The 21748-nt window shown below is 67.0% G+C and carries 11 protein-coding genes and 1 pseudogene; 2 read left to right on the top strand and 10 right to left on the bottom strand.

Annotation, left to right across the window (positions count from 1 at the left end; all coding sequences use genetic code 11):
- Positions 1–241: 241 nt before the first annotated feature.
- The 6 genes and pseudogenes from MRBLMD1_RS15365 to MRBLMD1_RS15330 form a co-directional block, all read right to left on the bottom strand.
- Positions 242–319, bottom strand: a pseudogene (locus MRBLMD1_RS15365) (zinc-ribbon domain-containing protein); the annotation flags it as partial.
- A complete protein-coding gene (locus tag MRBLMD1_RS15360) occupies positions 319–2946 on the bottom strand; it encodes a transglutaminase-like domain-containing protein (protein ID WP_364401137.1) in 2628 nt (875 codons plus the stop codon). The pseudogene MRBLMD1_RS15365 and the gene MRBLMD1_RS15360, both read right to left, overlap by 1 nt.
- Positions 2943–4286 carry a DUF58 domain-containing protein gene (locus MRBLMD1_RS15355; RefSeq protein ID WP_364401134.1) on the bottom strand — a complete coding sequence of 448 codons (1344 nt, stop codon included), beginning with the start codon at positions 4284–4286 and terminating at the stop codon, positions 2943–2945. The genes MRBLMD1_RS15360 and MRBLMD1_RS15355 overlap by 4 nt, the downstream gene beginning before the upstream one ends.
- 71 nt (positions 4287–4357) lie before the next feature.
- Complete coding sequence (locus MRBLMD1_RS15350) at positions 4358–5329, bottom strand: AAA family ATPase (protein WP_255174943.1); 972 nt, start codon at positions 5327–5329, stop codon at positions 4358–4360.
- A gap of 79 nt (positions 5330–5408) precedes the next feature.
- Complete coding sequence (locus MRBLMD1_RS15345) at positions 5409–11519, bottom strand: Ig-like domain-containing protein (RefSeq protein ID WP_414703698.1); 6111 nt, start codon at positions 11517–11519, stop codon at positions 5409–5411.
- A gap of 145 nt (positions 11520–11664) precedes the next feature.
- On the bottom strand, positions 11665–16833 hold the full coding sequence (locus MRBLMD1_RS15330; RefSeq protein WP_364401125.1) for an Ig-like domain-containing protein: 5169 nt from the start codon (positions 16831–16833) through the stop codon (positions 11665–11667).
- A 25-nt stretch (positions 16834–16858) separates the two neighbouring features.
- On the opposite strand from MRBLMD1_RS15330, the gene MRBLMD1_RS15325 reads away from it, so the two are divergent.
- Both MRBLMD1_RS15325 and MRBLMD1_RS15320 read left to right on the top strand, forming a co-directional pair.
- On the top strand, positions 16859–17278 hold the full coding sequence (locus MRBLMD1_RS15325; RefSeq protein WP_364401122.1) for a hypothetical protein: 420 nt from the start codon (positions 16859–16861) through the stop codon (positions 17276–17278).
- Positions 17279–17365: 87 nt separating this feature from the next.
- Positions 17366–17611, top strand: a complete 246-nt coding sequence (locus MRBLMD1_RS15320; RefSeq protein WP_236560829.1) for a hypothetical protein — start codon at positions 17366–17368, stop codon at positions 17609–17611.
- A gap of 366 nt (positions 17612–17977) precedes the next feature.
- On the opposite strand, the gene MRBLMD1_RS15315 is transcribed toward MRBLMD1_RS15320, so the two are convergent.
- From MRBLMD1_RS15315 to MRBLMD1_RS15300, 4 genes are all read right to left on the bottom strand, one after another.
- A complete protein-coding gene (locus MRBLMD1_RS15315; RefSeq protein WP_236561043.1) occupies positions 17978–19057 on the bottom strand; it encodes an adenylate/guanylate cyclase domain-containing protein in 1080 nt (359 codons plus the stop codon).
- 112 nt (positions 19058–19169) lie between these two features.
- Positions 19170–19769, bottom strand: a complete 600-nt coding sequence (locus MRBLMD1_RS15310; protein ID WP_364401118.1) for a PH domain-containing protein — start codon at positions 19767–19769, stop codon at positions 19170–19172.
- Positions 19762–20670 carry a biotin--[acetyl-CoA-carboxylase] ligase gene (locus MRBLMD1_RS15305; protein WP_364401115.1) on the bottom strand — a complete coding sequence of 303 codons (909 nt, stop codon included), beginning with the start codon at positions 20668–20670 and terminating at the stop codon, positions 19762–19764. The genes MRBLMD1_RS15310 and MRBLMD1_RS15305 overlap by 8 nt, the downstream gene beginning before the upstream one ends.
- An 84-nt stretch (positions 20671–20754) precedes the next feature.
- On the bottom strand, positions 20755–21642 hold the full coding sequence (locus MRBLMD1_RS15300; protein ID WP_364401112.1) for an SDR family oxidoreductase: 888 nt from the start codon (positions 21640–21642) through the stop codon (positions 20755–20757).
- Positions 21643–21748: the final 106 nt, after the last annotated feature.

Genomic DNA, 21748 nt, shown 5'->3' with positions numbered 1-21748 from the left:
CTTCCACCCTTGTGGAACCGCCGGTTGTGCCCGGCCCGGTGCCCGTATGCAGGGTGCCCCTGCGCGCGTTGCCCGTATGTGCTGTGCCCGCCGGCTGACCTGCCGGGGGCCTTTCTACTACCGGGATAGTACCGGGAATCCCGGGCGCATGCGTGGGGCGCGCTTCCCTGGCGTCACTCCTGTCCTGGTGCTCCAGCGGGTCCGGGGTCCTAGTGCGGCGCGCCGCCCGGTTGGGCAGCGGCGCGCCGCAGGCGGTGCAGAAGGTGGCTCCCGCGCGGATCTGCTGTTGGCAGCGCGGGCAGCGTTCGGCGTCGGGCATCACTGCTGGTGGGGTCCTTGGTGGTCTGGCTCGTTCGTGTCCCGGGCCGGTGCGTCCGGCCGGGGCGATGAAGGTGCGTTGGGCGTTTCCGCCCGGCCCGTGGCAGGGTTCCCGCCCGCAATCCGGCGGCGTGCGGCAAGGATCCCGCCCACCGCCGGCAGGGCCACACGGCCGCCGCGCAGCTTAAGGCCCTGGCCGGAGTTCATCGCGGTCCTGGCGTCGGCAAGGAGCGACCGCGGCGAGAACCGTGCCTGCTGGCGCCGCCAGAATCCGATGGAGGAGGTCATCTCCTTAAGGGACCCGTCAACGATGGTCCAGTACTCGCGGACCTCCTCCTCGGTGGGCTCCCCCGCTCCGAAGATCGAGGCGTCCGCCCGGCGCGCCAGCATGGTGGTGGTTCCCTGGGTGGCTGGGAACGCTTCGGCCAGGACGGCAGCACTCTCCCGCCGCGTCGCGCGGGTGTCGACGGCGGCGCCCAGGTCTGTCGCAAGGCTCACCACCTCGTTCCATCCTCCGCCCACGCGCTGGGCGGGGTGCCCATCGCGGAAACGCGACTTCCGCCGTCGTGTCTTCAAGAGGGCGATCAGCAGCAGCGGCAGGGCCAGGATCACCAGCGGGATCGCGACGACGCCCAGGGCACCCAGGAGGGCACCCCAGAACAGCCACGGGTTGTTCTTCTTCTGGTCGGCATCCAGCGCGTCCGGTGAGGAGTCCGGCGGCAGGTCTGCCGGCTCCTGCGGCGGGGGCGGCGGCTGCAGCACCTGTGGCTTGGGCTTGGACTTGTTCTCGGGGTCAGGCGGGATGGGGATGTTGTCCTTGGGCGGGGTGGGATCGAAGCTGACCCAGCCAACCCGTTCAAAGGCGACCTCAACCCAGGCGTGGACATCCTTGCCGGTGATCTTCACCTCGCCTGCACCGTTCTCCGGGCTGGTCGGCTCAGGGTAGAAACCCATCACCACGCGGGACGGGATGCCCAGGTGGCGGAGCATCAGGGACATGGCCACCGCGTACTGCTCATCGTCACCCAGCATCTGCTTGGCCGTCAGCAGGCTGCGGATGCGGGCCGAGCCGTGACCGGAGACGCTGGGCAGCTGGCCTTCACTGACCAAACCGTTGCTGAACGCCCCGGTTTTTTGGAAGTGGGCTTCGATCTGGCGCACCCGGTCGATGGCGGTTGGCGCATCGGCGGACAGGTCGTTGGCCTGGGAGCCCACCACCGGCGGCACCTCCAGTGCATCCGGGAGGGAAATCTTTGCGAAGTCGTACTGCGTCAACTGCCCGTGCTCGAGCTTGACGGGATCGGAGACCTGGACGCTGTAGGAGTCGCCGCGGGACAGCCCGCTGGTGGTCACCGCGGTGTCGGAGCCGGGGTTGAAGTAGAGGCCCGCAGCGGCGGCGGAGCCGGACTGGTCAAAGCTGATGCCGGTGGTCTTTCGTCCGCCGGGGACAAAGTAGCCCTGGTAGTCCTCGATGTTGATGCTGATCGAGTAGTCGTTGGTGGGCACCACACCGGATGAGTCGGCGAGGGTGTTGATGGATTTCGCATCGCCCACCTTGCTGAAGTTTCCGGAGCCATTGGGGTCCATGTTGTAGTTAGTCCCGTTGAAGGCATCCAGGGCGCCGAGCCGGACCCGGCCGTCCCTCGGGAGGCCCTTGACCACGAACAGGGTGTCGTCCTTCTTGTCCTTCACGTACGTCCGGAAGCTTGCCAGGGGCGTGATGTAGTCCTTGGGGTCGAACGGGGGCACCACCACGTTGCGGAGGACTTTCCGGTCCTCTCCTGCGCTGACCAGCGGTGCGGCCACTGCGGTGACTCCCACGCTGGCGGCAATGACTCCCGCAGCCATGCCCAGCCGGCGGATCCGGGCACGCCGTGCGGCGGCGGTATCCGTCTGCGGGTTGTTCACGGACACCCGCCGGGTGTTGTTCCGCCGGAGCGCGTCCCGGCGGAACGTTGCCCACGCGATGCCCAGCACGGTCAGGCCGATGCCGCGTTCCAGGGTCAGGAACGCCGCGTTGGTGCTGAAGGCGATGCCCGTGACGAACAGGACCAGCACGGGCAGGAGGGGCAGGTAGGGGCTTTTGGTGCGCCATGTCAGCAGCGCCGCGACGAGCGCCGTGATCAGGGAGCTCAGGAAGGGGACAATCAGCACGCCGCCGGCAGTTCCCACGGGCACGCCCACCGTGAGCATGTCCTTCCAGGCGAAGACGACGCCGAGGAGCAGGGTCCGCAGCGAATCCAGGGTGGGGACGAAGCCGGCGATGGCAGCATCAGGGACCGCCAGCCAGGTGCCAAAGAGCAAGTACGCGGCAAGGGCCAGCGCGGTGGTGATGAGCAGGCCCAGGCGCAGGTGGGCGTTGACCGCGCCGATGGCCAGGCCCAGGATGATGCCGCCGAAACCCGACAGCAGGTAGTACGGGTCCCCGCCGAAGCTCAGGCCGAAGCCGAGCAGTCCCAGGCCCAGCAGGACCAGCAGGGCTCCGGCGTCGAGCAGGAAGTGCCACAGCGGCTGGCCGTCCGCGAACGCCGACTCCTGGTTGGCCACCTTGCGGCGGCTGCGGGTCTGCGGGGCAGGGGTTTGTCGGGGGGCAGGGGTTTGTCGGGATCGGCCCGGTGCGGTGCTCATGCTGCCGCCTTTCTCAGCACGATGGCAAGGTCGGCCAGGTCGCCGAGGGTCAGGACAGTAAGGTCTGCGATGTTGGCCCGGGTGGGGGCGGCGCCGGCTTCCACCCTGACGGCCAGGCTGCGCACACCGGGCGGCACGGAGGCGGCGGCGGAGCGAAGCTGGGTTGCCGTGACGTTGCTGCCCACCACGAAGAAGACGACGGAGGCGTTGGGCACGGTGTCAGCCAGGGTCCGGGCGAGGTCGACGGCGGTGCGGCGCATGGGGGCGCCGACGATCCGGGTCATGTCGTCCAGCATGTTGCGGCCGGTTTCGCAGCGCAGGGGGCCCTTCTGGGTCAGGACATCCAGTTCACGCTGTTCGCGGATGGCCTGCCGGCCGATGGAGGCGGCCACGGAGATGGCCATCTCAAACTCGGTCTCGGAAGCGTATTCCTCGGTGTTGATGGACAGCGAAATGGCCAGGTGGGCGCGGCGCGTTTCCTCGAACTGGCGCACCATCAGCTTGTTGGTGCGGGCGGTGGTCTTCCAGTGGATGTGCCTGCGGTCATCGCCCGGCACGTAGTCGCGCAGGGCGTGGAAGGAGACGTCGGCGCTGGAGAGGTCCGTGGTGGGCATGCCCTCGAGGTCGCGGATGAAGCCTGCGGCGGAGCCGGCCAGGGCCACGGTCCGCGGGTGGACGAAGAGGTCCTCCGGCTCAGTCCAGAGGACCTGGCGGCGCAGCAGGTGCAGCGGGTCCGCCCGCACGGAGCGGACCGGTCCCACCACGATGACGGCGCGGCGCGCGGTGGGGATGGTGAACAGGTCTTCGTGCACCTGGCCGGGCTTCATCCGCGGCAGGTGGAACACGGCGGTGGTGCTGCCCACCGGCAGTTCCAGCGCGGCCGGCAGGAGGGGACGCGCGGAGGTGTTGGAGACGGCGATGCTGCCGACGGCACTGTCCCCCACCGCCACCCGCGTGCGGGCCAGGTCCAGGACCACCCCGTACGAGGACCGGCCCAGGATGAAGGCCACTGCGATGACGAACATGGCGAAGGCGGCTATGGCCGCCGCCGTGGCTTCCTGCCAGCCGAATGCCTTTCCTGTGGTCCAGAGCAGGATCGCGGCGGCGAGGACGGACCAGCCCAGGATGCTGACCACGGAAAGCACCGGCCACGCGTACTTCAGCCAGGTGTCCCGGACGGACTGCCATGCGGGCGTCAGGGCCTGGAGTGCGGTGCTGCTGGCCTCGGACCACACCGCGGCAGGGTGCAGCCGGGTGGGGCGGCCGTTCCGGTGGAAGAGTTGCAGGAAACGCTCCGCGAGCCGGGTCAACGGGGTACCGCTGGACGTGCCGTCGGACATAGGGGTGTGCCTTCGTTGTTGCGCTGGAATGGAATGACGGTGGCTGCGGCGTTCGGCCGCAGCCGGGCGGATCAGGCGTTGGTGCGCTGCTGCGGGGCGGCGACGTCGGCCAGGATCCGGGTCAGCACGGCCTCAGCGGTGGCGCCGGAGAACTCTGCTTCGGGGTCCATCACGAACCGGTGGGTCCACACCACGGAGGCCAGTTCCTTGATGTCGTCCGGCAGGACGAAATTCCGGCCCTGCGCGGCGGCCCAGACCTTGGCGGCCCGCACCATGGCCAGGGCACCACGCACTGACACCCCAAGGCGCGTTTCCGGGGCGTTGCGGGTTTCCTCGCACAGCCTGGAGATGTATTCCAGCACGGCAGTGTCCACGTGGGCTGTTGCGGCGAGATCTGCCATGTCCGCCACGGCCTGGGTGGTGATGACGGCGGAGAGTTCCTTGGAGCGGTCCTTCAGGTTGCTGCCGCCCAGGAGCCGGACCGTGGACGCGTGGTCCGGGTAGCCGATGGAGGTCTTGATCAGGAAGCGGTCAAGCTGCGCCTCGGGAAGGCGGTAGGTACCTGCCTGCTCGATCGGGTTCTGGGTGGCCATCACCATGAAGGGCCGCCCTGCCGAGTACGTGACGCCGTCCACGGTCACGCGGGATTCCTCCATGACCTCCAGCAGCGCCGACTGGGTCTTGGGCGAGGCACGGTTGATTTCGTCGGCCAGGACGATGTTGTTGAAGATCGGGCCCTTGTGGAACTCGAACTTCTGCGTCTTCTGGTCGTAGATGGTCACACCGGTGACGTCGGAGGGCAGCAGGTCAGGGGTGAACTGGATGCGGTTGTTGGAGCCCTGCACGGTGGCAGCCAGGGCGCGGGCAAGGGAGGTTTTGCCCGTACCCGGGGCGTCCTCGAACAGGACGTGGCCCTCGGCCAGCATGGCGGTGAAGGTCAGCCGGATGACGTGTTCCTTGCCCAGCACCGCCTGGCCCACGTTGGCAACCAGCTTTTCGAACGTGTCAGCAAACCACTCGGCCTGCTCAATGGTCATGGTCATGAGATGTGCTTCCTTCTGATGGATCGAATCTTCTGTGAGCCCCGGGTAGCCGGGCCCACAGTTGTGCTTCCGGAGATTGCTAGCGGTTTGGCATGCCGTTCGGCGGGTTGCAGCCCACATTGGAGGTGTCGCAGCGGAGCCAGTTGCCCGACGCCATCCCCGAATTCAGGTGGTACCAGATGCCGCTCGGGTTGTTGGAGGTCTTGTACCAGACCTGGTAGCGGTCCGCCGTGGAGGGGGCACCGGCATCGAGCCACTTGCCGGCACCGGTGCACTGGGACGGATTGCCGGCAATGTAGCTGTCCGTCCCCTGGCGGGGCTCCGTGCAGCTGCGCACCGGGCTTGCCGTGACGTACCAGTCCGTGGGCGGGGGTGGGGTGTTATCCGGACCGGAGGTAGAGGTCACCGGTCCGCCGATTGCCCCGTTGGTGACGGTGTAGGCGCGGACCCGCAGTTTGTGGCTCGTGCTCCACCCGCCGGCTCCGGTATCGAACTTGTTCGCCTTGCCGACGTTCTGCCAGCCGCCACCATCCATGCTCACCTCGTAGTAGCTGAGGGGCCTGCCGTTCGTCGCCGGGTCATTCCAGGTCCAGTGCACCTGGCCATCGCCCTTCGCCGAGGTGCCGCCGTTGATGCTGGGGGCATTGGCAGGACCGTAGGGGTTCCCGGTGCCGATGGCCTTGGCGTCACCGGACATATTGTTCTTGGTGGACGTGGCAATGATGGTCACGGTGATGTCCCGGCCATTGGTCATGCCACCGATGGTTCCTCCCCCGGCCTTGATGGCACCGGTCTTTCCGTCGGCGTTGTATGAGTAGGCAATCTCGGACGCCGTGGAGCCGTTGCGCTGCGCATCCGTCAGGGGCGTGAACGTCACGTCGAGCTGGCCGCTGGTCCCGTTCTCTTTGACGGTTCCAGCGTTGACAGTGCCAGGTTTGCCTGCTGCCCGGATTGCGGCGGACTGCGCGCTCGTGCCGCCCGTTCCGGCCTTGTTGGTTGCCGAGACCGTAAACGTGTAGTTCGTTTCCGAGTTATCCACGGTGACGTTCTGCGAGGTGCCGGACACCTGCTGGCTGGAGACCGCGGCACCGCCCCGGAGCGTGGTCAGGGTGTAGGCCGAGACCGCGTCACCGTTGTTGTTGGGCGCGGTCCAAACCACCCTCAGCTGGCTCTGCGAACCCACCGGCGTCGCCTGGGCCACGCTCGGCGCCGCCGGAGTGGCGGGGACGCCGGCCGGCACCTCGGCCGCCGAATACGGGCTCCACTCGGAGGGGTCCTTGGCATCGTTGCGGGCCAGGACCCGGACCTTGTAGGAGACGCCGTTCTGGAGGCCCTTCCAGACGTAGCTGACTGACGTCAGTCCCTGGATCTGGGCGTTCTGCCCGGCCGGAGCCGGCGAGATTTCCAGGTCGTAGGACTTCACGGGCGAGCCCTTGCTCGCCGGGGCACTCCAGTTCACCGTCAGCTGCTTGTCGCCGAACTTCAGCGACGGCGCCAGCGGCGTATCCGGTTTGACGTCCGGGCGCACGTCGGCGGACGCCGGCGAGCGGTCGGAATCGCCGAACTCGTTGGTGGCCGTCACCTGGAAGTGGTAGGTGGTGTTGTTGGTCAGGCCGTTCAGGGTGCAGGTGTTGGCCGGGCATTCCTGCCGGAACCCGCCCTCACCGTAGACGGTGTACTTGGTGATGGCGGAGCCCCGGTCGGCCGGTGCGGACCAGGTGAGCAGTGCGGTCTGGTCGCCCACGCTCTGCGCCTGCGGCGTGGTGGGGGCTGCAGGCTTGTCCTTGACGGTCAGCCGGACACGCGCGGTGGCATGCCTGGAGCTGTCCTGCGTCTTGTCTTCCACCGTGTACGCCACCACCATGGTTCCGGTGAAACCGGGCGCCGGCGTGACGGTCACAGAGTCACCGTTGACGCCCACATTGCCGCTGCCCGTTTCGGTGTTCGCGGCAATGATCTTCAGCGGTGTTTCAGGGAACGGATTGGCGTCGTTGGCCAGCACATTGATGGTCACCGGCTTGCCGGCGGCGGCGTTGTCCTGCACGTCGTCGTTCGCCACTGGCTTGGGCCGGTTGGAGGCGGTCACGGCAAGCTGGTACGTGGCCGTGGCCTGGAGCCCGCGGGGGTCGGTTGCCTTGACCTGCACGGCGGCGCGGGTTCCGGTTGCCGTGGAATCGGCCGCCGAAACTTTCAGCGTTTTGCCTTCGATGCGTGCGTTGAAGCCGCCCGGGGAGTCCCCCACCACTTCGTACTTCATCTTCTCGACGTCGTCCTGGTCCGGATCGGAGGTGAGCTTGCCGAGGTCCGTGGTGGCCGAGTCACCCTTGGGAACATCCACGTTGGCGCCCAGCAGTTCCGGCGGGTTGTTCTTGTTCGGGTCCGGGAGGACCTTGGTGCGGATGCTGAGGGTGGACTTGAGTCCGGCAGGATCGTCCGGTCCGGTTCCGTCGGTCACCTCGAAGGTCAGTGAACCGGGACCTACGTAATCCGCACCTGCCGTGTATTTCAGGCCGGTGCCGTCGCGCGTCACCGGATCGCCGCCGTCGGCACCGATGAGCTTGATCCGGTCCGCCTGGGTCAGCCGGGGTGAGCGTCCCTCCCGGACCTTGACCCATTCCTTCAGGTCGACGTCGACGGACTGGCCGGCAACCACCTCGATGACTTCGTCCTTGGCCAGGGTGGGAACCTGCTGGCCAAGGCCCGGCACCCAGATGATGGCTGTGGACTGCTGGCCGTCCACGTCTTCCACGGTGTACGGGATGAGCTGTGGCTGCTCGGTGAGGTCCACCAGGATGTTGCCGTTGCCGCCGGGCCGCGCCGTGGTGGCGTCCGTGCTGATCTTCAGGTTTTCGCCCACGCCGTCGGGATCCTCGTCGTTCTTGAGGACCGGAACGTCTACGGCGGTCTTCCCCATGGCCTGGGCGGACGTCACCCTGTCGTCACGGGCGATCGGCGCCTTCAGCGGCACGTCGTTGTCGACCACCAGGCGGATGGTGGCCTGGGCGGTGGCGTCCCGGTCGTCCGCGATGGTGTAGCGCACGTTGACGGTTCCGGCCTCGTTGGGGGCCAGGAGGATGATGCGGCCGCTGTTCTTGCTGACGGTGGCCTGCAGGGCCGGGTCGGCCTCGATGCCGTCGGTCAGGATACGGATGCGGTCGCCGTCGGGATCGGTGTCGTTGGCGAGGGCATCCACGGCGATCTGGCGGCCCGGGCGCACCCTGACCTCATCGTCCACGGGAGTGGGCTTTTGGTTCATGTCACCGCGGGGTGCGATACCCACCGTGACGGTTCCCGTGTTCACGGCGCCCTGGCGGTCCACCACCTTGTAGCGGAACGTGTCGGTGCCGGCGCCATCCCCGGCAGCAGTGAAGTCGATGAAGTTGCTGCCGACGGTGGCGGTTCCCATGGCGGGGGTGCTGTCGATGCCGGTCAGCTGCACGGAGTCGCCGTCCGGATCGATGCCGTGCAGGGGAACCGGAATGCGGACGGTACCGGCAGCCACCACCCGGGCGGTGAGGTTCCGCGGCTGCGGCCGGGAGTTCTCCGCGCCTTCGAGCGGAAGGATGTGGATGGTCACGGCGGCGGCGCTCTTCTGGCCTTGCGGATCCACCGCGTTGTAGATGGCGCGCACGGTCTTGGGCTGGCTGCCCGCAATGAACCGGAGCGTGTTCTCGGAGACGAAGCTCTTGCCGTCGGCAGGATCAACCGCCTGCGGCAGGACCGGGTCCACGGTCAGTTCCTGCCCCTGCGGGTGGGTGTCGTTGTCCAGGACGGGGATGGTGACCACGTCATTGACGCGTACATTCACCTCGTCCGGCTTGGGCTGGGGTGCTTCCACCACGGCCGGTGCCGGGACCGGCACCACGGAGACTGAGCCGGTGGCCGACTTCTTTCCGTTGGACATGGTGTATTCGAACAGGATGGGGTCCTTGGTCCCCAGGATGTCCGTGATGCGCAGGACGCTGTGGTTGATCACGCTGACGGACACCGTCGCATTGTCCGGGAGCTTCACGGACTGCAGCACCAGGACACCGCCGGAGGGGTCGGAGTCATTGGCCAGCGGGTCCAGCAGCACGCTGCCGCCGGTGGGCATCAGGGCAACGTCATGGACTGCCACGGGGTCGCCGCCGTCGTTGCCGGATTCCACATCCACCCGGATGAGGCCCTGGCTGCTTTGGGGGCCGTTGCTGGCGATATAGGTCAGGTAGACGGGGCCGGGGGTGCTGCTGCGGAACGTGAAGGTGCCGCCGTCGGTGACGGGGCCAAGTTCGGCCGGGCCGTTGGCTTCCACCTGGGCCAGGCGGAGGGCACCTCCGTTGGGGTCGACGTCGTTCTTCAACGGGGAAATGACCAGGTCCTGGCCCACCACGGCGGTGACGTGGTCAGCGTTGACCACGGGTGCCAGGGCTCCGGGCGGCTGGACATTAACCACCACCTTGCCCGTGACGGTGGCGCGGCCGTCCCAGATGGTGACCTGGACGTTCTTCTTGCCGGCGGTGGCGCCGGAATCCTGGAAGGTAAGCAGCCCGTCGCGCCGGACCTTCACCTGGTCCTGGTCGTTGTCGGCCTTGGCGTCCAGCAGGACCAGGTCGTCGCCGTCGGGATCGATCCAGTCGGTGAGGATGTTCTGGCTGACGGTCTTGCCCTGTTCCACCAGCATGGTGGTGTCTTCGCCGCGCTTGAACTTGGGCGGCTTGTTTTCGTCGGGTCCCACCACGCTGAGCGTGACCTGGCCCGTGGCGGACAGGCCGCGGCCGTCCGAGGCACTGTAGTTGAAGGTCTCGGTGCCCGGCTTGGCGTCTGCGGGGACGGTGATCTGGAAGGCGGTGCCGCCGTAGATGCTTTCCAGCGTTCCCGATTTGGGTCCGGCGTCCCCCACCGCTGCGGTGAGGACGTCGCCGTCGGGGTCCGAGTCGTTGTCCAGGACGCTGAGGATGGTGGTGCGGCCCGGGCGGACTCCGACGGCGTCGGGCTTGGTTTCCGGCGGACGGTTGGGTTTGGTGCGGTCCGGCAGGATGTTGATGGTGTTGTTGTCCGCCGACTCCTGGTCCTGGTCGTCGGACTGGTTCTTGGGTGGGATGACGTCGTCCCAGTTGTTCACCAGCTGCATGTTCTGGTTGACCAACCACACATTCCCCGAGTTCACATCATTCAGGACCACCAGGTCCCGGTTTACCCGGAAAACATACGACGGCGACGCACTCGCCTTCGGCACCGCAACATTCTTATCATCAGCATCATTGACGCAATCCCGGACATACTTGTTCGCACCCGACCACGCCGCATGCACACACCCGCCCAACTGCACCGGCGCAGCAGGAGCCCCCTCGCCGTCGAACACCACCGTCTTCGCCGTCCCACCATCCAACGGCTGCTTCAACAACGCCTTCCGCGTCGCCACCGCCACAACATCACTGCCCGGCCCAGGCTGCTGCAACTTCGCATCCCGCGCATCCTCCAACGCCAACCGCTTACCACCAGGCAAAAACAAGCTCCCCGCAGCAGCATCCAACACCACCGGCCGGTCCCCCACCACGGTCATCTGCAGATCCCCGGCACCCTTAAGACCATCCCAGGTACTGGACTCCGACGACGTCACACCACCATCAGCGTCAACCCCCGTCACCCTCACCACACCCGTCTTCGGATCCGCCGAATAAATCCGGTCATCAGAACCCACCACAGACACAAGACCCGCCGAACCAACCATCACCGGCTCGGACGCTTCCTTATCAAAACCATTCACCGTGGACGGAGACACCGCCCACACCTTCCCCGACACAGCATCCGTCACCGAAATCGTCCGCGCCCCAAAACTCACATCAGCCGCCCCAGGCAACTGCTTATCCCCACCCAACCGCATATTCGCCGGCGACACCTGGTTCAACGTCGAACCAGTCTCATCATCAACAAACACCTCACCGGCATGCTGCAACACATCAAACGTCGTCGACGCCGGCGTCACCGCACCATCCAACACCCGCGACGGATAATTCAACCGCCCCACAGCATTCCGGGACTTCGAAACAACCCACACACCACCGTCATTCAACTCCACCTCAGTGGTCTTAAACCCCGGATACAACACAGCACCCGTCACCACCACAGCAACCACAGCACCAAACGCAGTACCAGTGACGAGCTTCCTATGTCGCTTTTTCAGCCCAAGCTTCCCCAGCAGAGTTGTCACAGCGTTACTTTTCCCTCAGATTGTGTAGCCAGATGGCGGCCCGGTCGCAGGACAGGCAGCAGGCTTTCTTTCCCCGCGGCAAGCCTACCGAACCGCCGCAACCCCTGCGATGGGGACAACTGCCCGCCCACCCGGGCCCTGCCTGTCAGCAATGTGGGGCTCCCAGGCCGGCGGGATCCGCAAGCGTGGTGTGGCCGGCGATGACGTACCGGCCAACGTTGCGCGCGGAACCGGATTCAACCCGCCACCAGCGGACGATGCCGTTACCGGACCAGTTGTCGCTCTGATCGATGTAGCACGCCACCATGATGCGGTCCTGGTCCGCCTTGTAGAACCAGGGCGGGCTGTCCGCGTTGACGCCGTCACAGTCGAAGTAGGGACTTGGCCGGTAGTTCGAGCCGCCCAGGGTGAAGGTGCAACTCCTGACGAAGTTGGGGTCGGAGGTCTTGATCCGGGTTTCCCACAGTCCCTGCTTGCCGGCAGTGGCGCTGGCCGTGACCACCGCGCTGCCGGTGCCGACGGAGTTGAAGGTCTGGACCGCAATGGTGACGGTGTCACCGAAGTTTGCCGTGTTGACCGTCCTGCTGCCGGAGGGGGCAACGTTTTCCCAGCCGCCGTTGTTGATGCTGATCCTGGTTTGCGCCACGTCATTGGTGCTGGTGGACGGGGAGGACCAGTTCAGGGTGGCGGACTTTTGGTTCACGCCGCCGTTTTGGCCGGACGCCGAGGGGGTGCCCGGGGATCCGTACGGTGTGGTGGTGGCAGGGGTGCTGGCGTCCGAACTGGGCGCCACCGTGGAGTTGGCGACGACGGTGATGCTGACCGCGCTGCCGTTGGTAAAGCCGCCGATGGTCTGGCCGGGCGTGATGGGGCCGCGGGCTCCGTTGCTGGCGTTGTAGCTGTAGCTGACCTCGTTTTCGGCAGAACCGTTGCGTTCCGCCGCGGTCAGTTTGCGGAAGTCCACGGTCACGGCGCGTCCTGCTCCGCCGGTGTTCGCCGGCGTGGCCGTGACGCCGGAGACCGTTGCGAGCTTGCCGGTGGCGCGGCGGGGCGCGGAGGGCGGGCTGACCGCGCCTTTGCCGGCCTTGTTCTCAGCCTGCACCGTGAACGTGTAGGCGGCCTCGGAGTTGTTGGCAGTGAAGTTCGCCGTGCGGACGTTGCCGGGGACGGTCTGCGTCTGGGCGGGGGCGTTGCCACCGCTCATGGTGACGTAATAGGTGCTGATCGGATCGCCGTTGGTGTTGGGTTCGGCCCACGTGACCCGAAGCTGGTTCTGGGTCCCCACGGATGATGCGACGGCGGACGAAGGTGCTGCAGGTGCCGCCGGGACACCGGCGGGATTGTCCTCCGCAGAATACGTCCCCCAGTCGGAGGCGCCAAGCTCGTTGACGGCCTGCGCACGCACCTTGTACTTCACGCCGTTGGTGAGGCCGGTCCAGGTGTAGTTCAGCCCGGCGACCTCGTTCTTCACGGCCACCCCGCTGGCCGGCGGCGGCGAAATTTCCAGGTTGTAGTGCTTCACCGGTGAGCCCTCGGTCTTCGCCGCGGGCCAGGTGACCGCCATCGTCTTGTCCCCGGCCTTCACCGTGGGGGCTTCAGGCGGTGACGGCTTTTCGTCAGGGCGGATTTCGTTGGACTGCGGCGAAGCCTGCGAGTCCCCCACCTCGTTGGTGGCGAGCACCGTGAAAACGTACTTTACGTTGTTGGTGAGCCCGCTCAATGTGCAGGTGGTGGTGGGGCACTTCTGTTCGAAGCCGTTGTTTGAGCGGACGGTGTACCCGGTGATGGGCGCTCCATTGTCCGACGGCGGGGCCCACTTGAGCACGGCGGTGCGGCTGCGGACGTCGGTAGCGCTGGGGGCGGACGGTGCGTCGGGTTTGCCCCGGACGGTGAGCCGCAGGCGGCCGTCCACCTGGCGGGACAGGTCGCCTGTCTTGTCGGCCACGGTGTAGCGGACCACCATGACTCCCTTGTACCCGTCAGCCGGGGTAACGGTGATGCTGTCTCCCGACACGGACGGCTGACCGGCTGCGGAGCCCGTCTCCACCGTGGCGCCAACGATCCGCAGGGGCGTGTCCGGGAAGGGGTTGAAGTCGTTGGCCAGGACGTTGACCTGTTCGGTCTTCCCGGCGTTGGCCTTGTCCACCGCATCATCGTTAGCCACCGGCAGGGGCCGGTTGGAGGCAACGTGGCGTGCGGTGATGGTGGCACTCACGGCGGGAGACCTGCCGTCGGTGACCTTCACCTGGATGTTTCCGGTGACGCCGATGCCCAGGGAACCGTCAGCGGTGATGGCGAGGGTGGCGCCGTCGACCTTTGCGTTGAATCCGGCGGGAAGGGTCCCGTCCAGTTCGAAGCGGAGGTTGTCCTTGTCCCGTTCGTCCACGTCCTTGGCCAGCCCGGCGAGGTCCACCGTTGCCTGTTCGGCCTTGGGAACATCCACGGAGGTACCGCTGAAGGTGGGCGGATGGTTGGCGTTGGGGTCCGGGATCACCTTGGTCATGATCACCAGCGTGGATTTCAGGCCGTCGCCGTCGTCGGGTCCGGAGCCGTCCGTCACTTCGAAGGTGATGGAGCCCGGGCCCACGTAGTCCGGTTTCGCGGTGTAGCGCAGGGCCTTGCCGTCGGACTGGATGACGCCCTCCGGTGATCCGCCCTGGACGCGCACGGAGTCGGCCACGGTGATCCTGGCGGTGCGGCCGTTGCGGACGCGGACGTATTCGGACAGGTCCAGGGTGACGTCCTTGCCGGACATGACTTCAACCGGGTCGGTCTTGGCGAGGGTGGGATACTGCGCGCCTTGGCCGGGGATCCACATCAGGGCGGTGGAGGTGAGGCCGTCGACGTCCGTGACCGTGTAGGGAATCAGCTGGTCTTCAGGGGTGAGGGTCACCACCACGTTGCCCGAGTCGCCGGTCCGGGCGTTCGGGTTGCCGTCGGGGAGGCTGATCTTCAGCTCGGAGGCCACGCCGTCGGCATCGGAGTCGTTTTTCAGGACGGGGACGTCAACAGCGGTCTTGCCGAGGGTTTCGGCCACCGTCACCCGGTCGTCCTTGGCCACGGGGCGCTTGAGTTCGGCGTCCGGGCTGATCCGCACCCGGATCACGGCGCTGGCGGAAGCCTTCTTGTCGTCCTGGATGCGGTAGCTGATGCTTTCGTTGCCGGCGGTGCCGGGCGCAGTGAACAGTACCTTGGCGCCGTCCGTAGCCTCGACCTGCAGGTCCGGCTTGGCCTCGAACCCGTCGGAAACCAGGCTGAGCGGATCGCCGTCGGGGTCCGAATCGTTGGCCAGCGCCTCCACGGCCACCTTGCGGCCGGGCCGGACGTCCACGGCGTCGTCCACGGCGATGGGCTTCTGGTTGTTGGCCTCCGGCGGGGCAATGCCCACAATGACGGTTCCGGTGTTCTCGGCACCGATCCTGTCCCGGACCCGGTAGGTGAAGCTGTCAGTGCCGGCGGCGTCGCCGGCGGCCGTGAACTCGAGGTAGCCGTCGCGTACCACGGCGGTTCCCATGGCCGGTGCCTTGTCGATGCCGATGAGCTGGACGGAGTCGCCGTCGGCGTCGATGCCGTCCAGGGGCACGGGCACCTTGACGGTCATCCCGGCCACCACGCGGGCGGTCAGGTTGCGGGGCTCGGGCCGCGTGTTGCGGTCATCGTCCCGGGCCCGGATGCGGATGGTGACCTGTTGCGAGTCCACCTGCCCGGATTCGTTTTGGACCTTGTAAATGGCGTACACGGTCTTCGCTTCGGGGCCGGCCACGAACCGCAGCTGGTCGCCCGCCACGAACATGCGGCCGTCGGCGGCGTCAGGCTGCTGGGCGAGTTCCGGCAGCAGGGTGAGCTTGGAGCCGTTGGGGTCGGCGTCGTTGGCCAGGACGGGGATGGTGACGACGTCGTTCGCCCTGACCGTGGCCTCGTCCGGCTTGGCCTGCGGCGCCTGGAGCTTGGCCGGAGCGGGAACCATTAGCACGGCGATCTCGCCGGTGGCGGACGAGCGTCCGTTGGAGACGGTATACCGGACCGTCAGCTGGCCTTCGGCGCGGATGTCGGTGATCCTCACCACCGAGTGGTCCAGCACTGCCACGCTGACCGGCAGGCCGGCGTCGGCGGTTACGGACTGCACCACCAGCACTCCACCGGAGGGATCCGAGTCGTTGCCAAGGACGTCCACCAGGACATCCCCGCCGGTGGGAAGCAGCGCCGTGTCGCGGACGGCGACCGGCGCACCCTGGTCGGTGCCCGGCACCACATCGACGCGCACCAGCTGTTGGGCGCTGGCCGGGCCGTTGGTCACCAGGTAGCTGACGTAGTGGGCGCCAAGGGTCCGGGAATTGAACGTGAACGTCTGCTGGTCCGGGTTCAGGGTAGCTGTGGACTCGGCATCCGGCGTGGCCTGCGCCAGCCGCAGTGCCCCGCCCTGCGGGTCCGAATCGTTCTTGAGCGGGGTGATGACGGTATCGGTGCCGGCCACGGCCACCACATGGTCGGCGTTGGCGATGGGCGGCAGGGCCCCGGGGCTCCTGACGTCCACAGTGACCTTGCCTTCGGCGGTGGACTGTCCGTCCGAGACTGTGACGGTGAGGACTTTCCGGCCCGGGGCGGTGCCGGAGTCCTGGAAGGTCAGCTGGCCGTCGGGGCGGATCCGGGCCTGGTCCAGCGGGTCGGTGCTGGACACGGAGACGGCGAACAGGTCATCGCCGTCGGGATCAATCCAGTCCGGAAGGATGTTCTGGGTGACCGCTTTGCCTGACTGGACCACCAGCGTGGTGTTCCGGTTGGGCTTTTGCCGCGGCGGGGTGTTGGTGCCGGGCGGAATGATGTTGAGGGTGATGTCCGCCGACGCTGACAGCCCGCGGCCGTCATCCACGGTGTACTTGAAGGTTTCGCTGCCGGGCTTGTCGGCGGGCACGGCCACCTGGAGGCCCGTGGATCCGTAGATGGGCGAGACGGCGCCGGTTTTCACGCCTTCGGGGGTACGGACGGTGAGGACGTCGCCGTCGGGGTCGGAGTCGTTGTCCAGGACGGGCAGGATCGTGGTCTTCCCTGCGCGGATGCCGAACTGGTCAGGTTTGGCCACGGGGGCGCTGTTGGGCTTGGTGCGGTCCGGCAGCACGGTCTGCTGAACTTCGTCGGCGGAGTCTTTGTCGGCGTCGTCCGAGGTCTGCTGCGGTGGGATGACGTCGTCCCAGTTGTTCACCAGCTGCATGTTCTGGTTGACCAACCACACGTTCCCCGAGTTCACATCATTGAGGACCACCAGATCCCGGTTCACCCGGAAAACATACGACGGCGACGCACTCGCCTTGGGCACCGCAACATTCTTATCATCACCATCATTGACGCAATCCCGGACATACTTGTTCGCACCCGACCACGCCGCATGCACACACCCGCCCAACTGCACCGGCGCAGCAGGGACCCCCTCGCCGTCGAACACCACCGTCTTCGCCGTCCCACCATCCAACGGCTGCTTCAACAACGCCTTCCGCGTCGCCACCGCCACAACATCACTGCCCGGCCCAGGCTGCTGCAACTTCGCATCCCGCGCATCCTCCAACGCCAACCGCTTACCACCAGGCAAAAACAAGCTCCCCGCAGCAGCATCCAACACCACCGGCCGGTCCCCCACCACGGTCATCTGCAGATCCCCGGCACCCTTAAGACCATCCCAGGTACTGGACTCCGACGAGATCACACCACCATCGGCGTCAACCCCCGTTACCGTCACAGCCCCGGTCTTCGGATCCGCCGAATAAATCCGGTCATCAGAACCCACCACAGACACAAGACCCGCCGAACCAACCATCACCGGCTCGGACGCTTCCTTATCAAAACCATTCACCGTGGACGGAGACACCGCCCACACCTTCCCCGACACAGCATCCGTCACCGAAATCGTCCGCGCCCCAAAACTCACATCAGCCGCCCCCGGCAACTGCTTATCCCCACCCAACCGCATATTCGCCGGCGACACCTGGTTCAACGTCGAACCAGTCTCATCATCAACAAACACCTCACCGGCATGCTGCAACACATCAAACGTCGTCGACGCCGGCGTCACCGCACCATCCAACACCCGCGACGGATAATTCAACCGCCCCACAGCATTCCTGGACTTCGAAACAACCCACACACCACCGTCATTCAACTCCACCTCAGTGGTCTTAAACCCCGGATACAACACAGCACCCGTCACCACCACAGCAACCACAGCACCAAACGCAGTACCGGAGAACCAGCGGGAGCGCGCCAGGCGGCTCCACCGGGGCGTGCCGGAGACAGGGCTTTGGGCGCGCGTTTGTCCGCGACGTTTCATGAGTGAAAATCCCCCGGTAGATCTAGGCCCTTTGCCTGCAGCCGGCGTCACGGGACCCCGGGCACCACAACGATACCGCTATACGCCAACAAATGGACAAATTCTTTCAGCAGGCCTGGCGGCGGCCAAAACCTGGTTCCTAGTCGAGGACCAGGCCCTTGCCCCGGCCCCGCGTGAGGCGGACGGGATTGATCTCGCCGAAGCCGCGCACGTTTTCCGGCTCCTGGGGAATCAGGACGAACCGCTCGTCGTGCTCCAGGGCGGAGGCGGTCATGGAGTCCACCAGCACCGTTCCCGGATCCGCAAGGGTGGTCAGGCGCGCTGCGAGATTGACAGTGGGACCGTAGATGTCGCCCAGGCGGGACAGGATCCTGCCCCACACCATGGCCACCCGGGCTTCGGGGAGGATCTCGTCCTCGGTGAAGGCCTCGGCGAGCGCCAGGGAGATCTCGGCACCGGCTGCCGGGGTTTCGGCGATGTACAGGACTTCATCGCCCACCGTCTTGACCAGCCGGCCGCCGCCGACGGAGATGATCTCGGCGCACTTGTTCTCGAAGCGCTGGACCAGGCGGGCGAGCGTCTTTTCGTTCATCCGGCGGGACAGGCTGGTGTAGGAGACCAGGTCAGCGAACCCCACGGCGCGGGCCAGGGGCAGCGGAGCGTCATCCTCGTCGCCTTCGCGGCCTTCTTCGCTGGCCTGCAGGCCGGCTTCGGCCCGGACCGCGAGCCGCTGGACCCCGGCGTTGAGCTGGCGGCGCCAGGAGTAGACCAGCACTTCCTCCAGCGCGTCCACCAGCGCGGGCAGTTCGTTGACCAGGCGCTTGCGGGCCACGGCATCCGTGACGCCCTGCTCGTGGACCATGTCCTCCACCAGCGCTTCGATCTGCCAGACCACCATGCGGTCGGTCATTTGGCCGATGGAGCGGGTCACCGAAATGGCGGCTTCCTCCGTGAGCTTGCCGGCGCGGACCAGGTCCACCACCGTGGACAGGGCCGCCTGGTCACGTTCGGTGAAGGCCACGTCCTCATCGCCGAAGTTCGGGAACCCCAGGGCGCGCCACAGTTTGCGGGCAGAGAGCAGTGAGAGTCCCGCGCCGGCAGCAACTTCACGGCGGCGGAGCTTGCGTTCACCACCCAGCAGCCGGGCTTCGAGCGCCTTCATGGCCAGGCGTTCGGCGGACATGGCACCTGTGGGCGGGTGCCGGTCGACGGCGGGCATCTCCGCGGGGGAATCCGGGCCGGCCAACGACGCGCCGGCGTGGTAGTCGCCGGAAGCAGGCTCGACGGCGGCGGTTCCGGTCGGGATGCGCTCGACGCGTTCCTGCTGGGCCTCATCGGTCATCCCGTCCACCTTCTCTCATGTCCTCCGGAAAAGCACCGGCGGGGTAATACGTCGCGCCACCCGGCTGGGTCCCGCTGTCCTCCGGCAGTTCCCCGATGGCGTCGAGGATAAAGTCGCGGAACCGGGCAACCTCGGGCACGTCGCGAAAGGTCACCATGCCCTGGTGCCCGGTTTCCAAGGATATATTCCCTGAGCGCACCAGTCGCTGCAGCAGCGATTCATGGACCGTCAGGTTGCGCACCGACGCCAGGTTCACCTGCTGGTCCCGCCGGTTCAGCAGGCCATACCGGGCCACCATCCGCTGGCTGGTCAGGGTGTAGCGGGTGCCTTGCCAGCGCAGCAGGCGGGGCAGGCAGTAGCCCAGCCATACGGCTGCGGCGGCGAGGACGCAGGCGGTCACGAGCCAGGGCGTCCACTGCCGGCCCAGGGCGGGCGCCAGGCGGGCGGCCCCGCCGCGGATGACCCAGGCGCTGGCGAAGGCGGCAAGTGCCGGCGCCAGGACAAAGGCCACGGCGGCTCCGGTGAGCTTCCTCGGCTGCGGACGGGTAGTGACGATGACCTGCTCCCCTGGCACGAGGGTTTTACGCATACCCACCCTGGTTTGGCGCGTCCGGGGATGTCCAGGGCCGCAGGTGCACCACGTCACCGGCGGTGACCACGTGCTCGTGCGAGTCCCGGTCCACCACCAGCAGGGAGCCGTAGTCATCCAGCCGGGAGGCATGCCCAATGATTTCGTGGTCGCCGGGCAGCTGCGCGCGTACCTGCTTTCCGAGGGTGACCATGACGGCCTCCACCCTTTTGTGCAGCGAAGGGCCCCCCGCCATGCCGGCCGTCGGGTCGCCGTCGGCGTTGCAGAAACTGCGGTACAGGACGGCGAAGTGGGACAGGTAGCTCTTCAGCAGCGCGGTGCGGTCGGTGGTGCGGGCACCTTCGATGGCCACGGACGTGGCAGTGGGAACCGGAAGTTCGCTTTCGCGCAAGGTGACGTTCAGCCCGGTGCCCAGGATCACGGGGGGCACGCTGCCGTCCACCATGGGGCCCAGCTGGGCCAGGATGCCGGCGATCTTCCTGCCGCGCACCAGGACATCGTTGGGCCATTTGAGCTCGGCCGGGAGGGCCGCCGTTTCCAGCAGCGTTTCACGCAGCGCCAGGGCTGCGATGAGGGACAGCCAGGAGTAGCTCTGGGTGGGGAGGGGCCTGCCCTCCGCGTTGACCGGACGCAACACCACAGAGACAGACACCGAGCTCAGCGGGGGCGCCTCCCACCGCCTGTCCAGGCGTCCCCGTGCGGCTGTCTGGTACTCCGCCGTCAGGACGGAGAGGTCCGGCCAGGCCCCAGGGTCCACCGTGACACCGCGCAGGAGGTCGGCGTTGGTGGAGCCGGTGGAGTCCACGACGTCGATCCGGGGGATCCCCGTGGCGGCGAGGAAACGCTGGTCGGCCAGGTCCCCTCGGTTCAGGGGGGAACCCGGTGCATGTGCGTCATCCATAGCTAGATCCTACCGAGCCTGGCCCGGTCCCACCCAGCCACCTGCCGTCCCCGAGCAGACCGTCAGGGCACCGCCGGGGGCCCGCTAAAGGAAGATGTCGGGAACCAGCCGGTCTTCCGGTGCCCCCAGGCTGTAGGGGCGGAAGTCGGTCACGCCCGCGGCGGCGAGGACCTGCTCATCCGTGTAGAAGTTGCCCGACGGCGGCGCGCCCGCGGCGAGGTTGCTTCCGGTCAGGACGGCGTGGGCGGCGTCGGCCATGATCTGCGGGCCGCGGGCGGCCAGCACCATGGTGTCGCCGTGGGGCATGTTGCGGATGGCCGCCGTGTCGATCAGCGTGCATGGCCACAGTGAGTTGACCCTGATCCCGTCAGCCTTCAGTTCCTCGGCCAGGCCCAGGGTGGTCAGGCTCATCCCGTATTTGGCCATGGTGTAGGCGAGGTGCTTTCCAGCCCAGGAGGGGTGGAGGTTCAGCGGCGGCGAGAGCGTCAGGATGTGCCCCTGTCCGGAGGCACGCAGCGCCGGGAGCGCCAACTTGGACAGCAGGAAAGTGCCGCGGACGTTGATGTCCTGCATGAGGTCGTACTTCTTCATGTCCACGGCGTCCGTGGTGGAGAGGTCAATGGCGGAAGCATTGTTGACGACAACGTCGATGCCGCCGAACCGGTCCACGGCTGCGGCCACTGCGCCTGCCACGTCCTCGTCCCTGCGCACGTCGCCCACCAGGGGCAACGCCTGGCCTCCAGCCGCCTCCAGCTCCCGGGCTGCGGTGTAGACCGTTCCGGCAAGCTTGGGGTGCGGCTCCCCCGTCTTGGCAAGGAGGACGATATTGGCCCCGTCCCGGGCCGCCCGCAGGGCGATGGCCAGGCCGATCCCGCGGCTGCCACCGGACAGCAGGATGGTCCGGCCCGCCAGGGAGCCGGCGGCCCGGTACGGGCTTTCGGAGGCATGCAAAGCATCGTCGCTTGAAGTCATGGGAACACTGTAACCCAACTATGTTACCGGCGAGTAACATTGCGAAGGGGTTGCTCGACCCGCAGAAAATTGTAGGTTCCCTACAGCCGTCGGCGCCCAAACCGTC

The sequence above is a fragment of the Pseudarthrobacter sp. LMD1-1-1.1 genome (assembly GCF_040676255.1).
In the GTDB taxonomy this organism is placed as follows: domain Bacteria; phylum Actinomycetota; class Actinomycetes; order Actinomycetales; family Micrococcaceae; genus Arthrobacter.
Note: the sequence above shows the minus strand (reverse complement) of the source record. Positions and strands in the feature narration are given on the sequence as shown.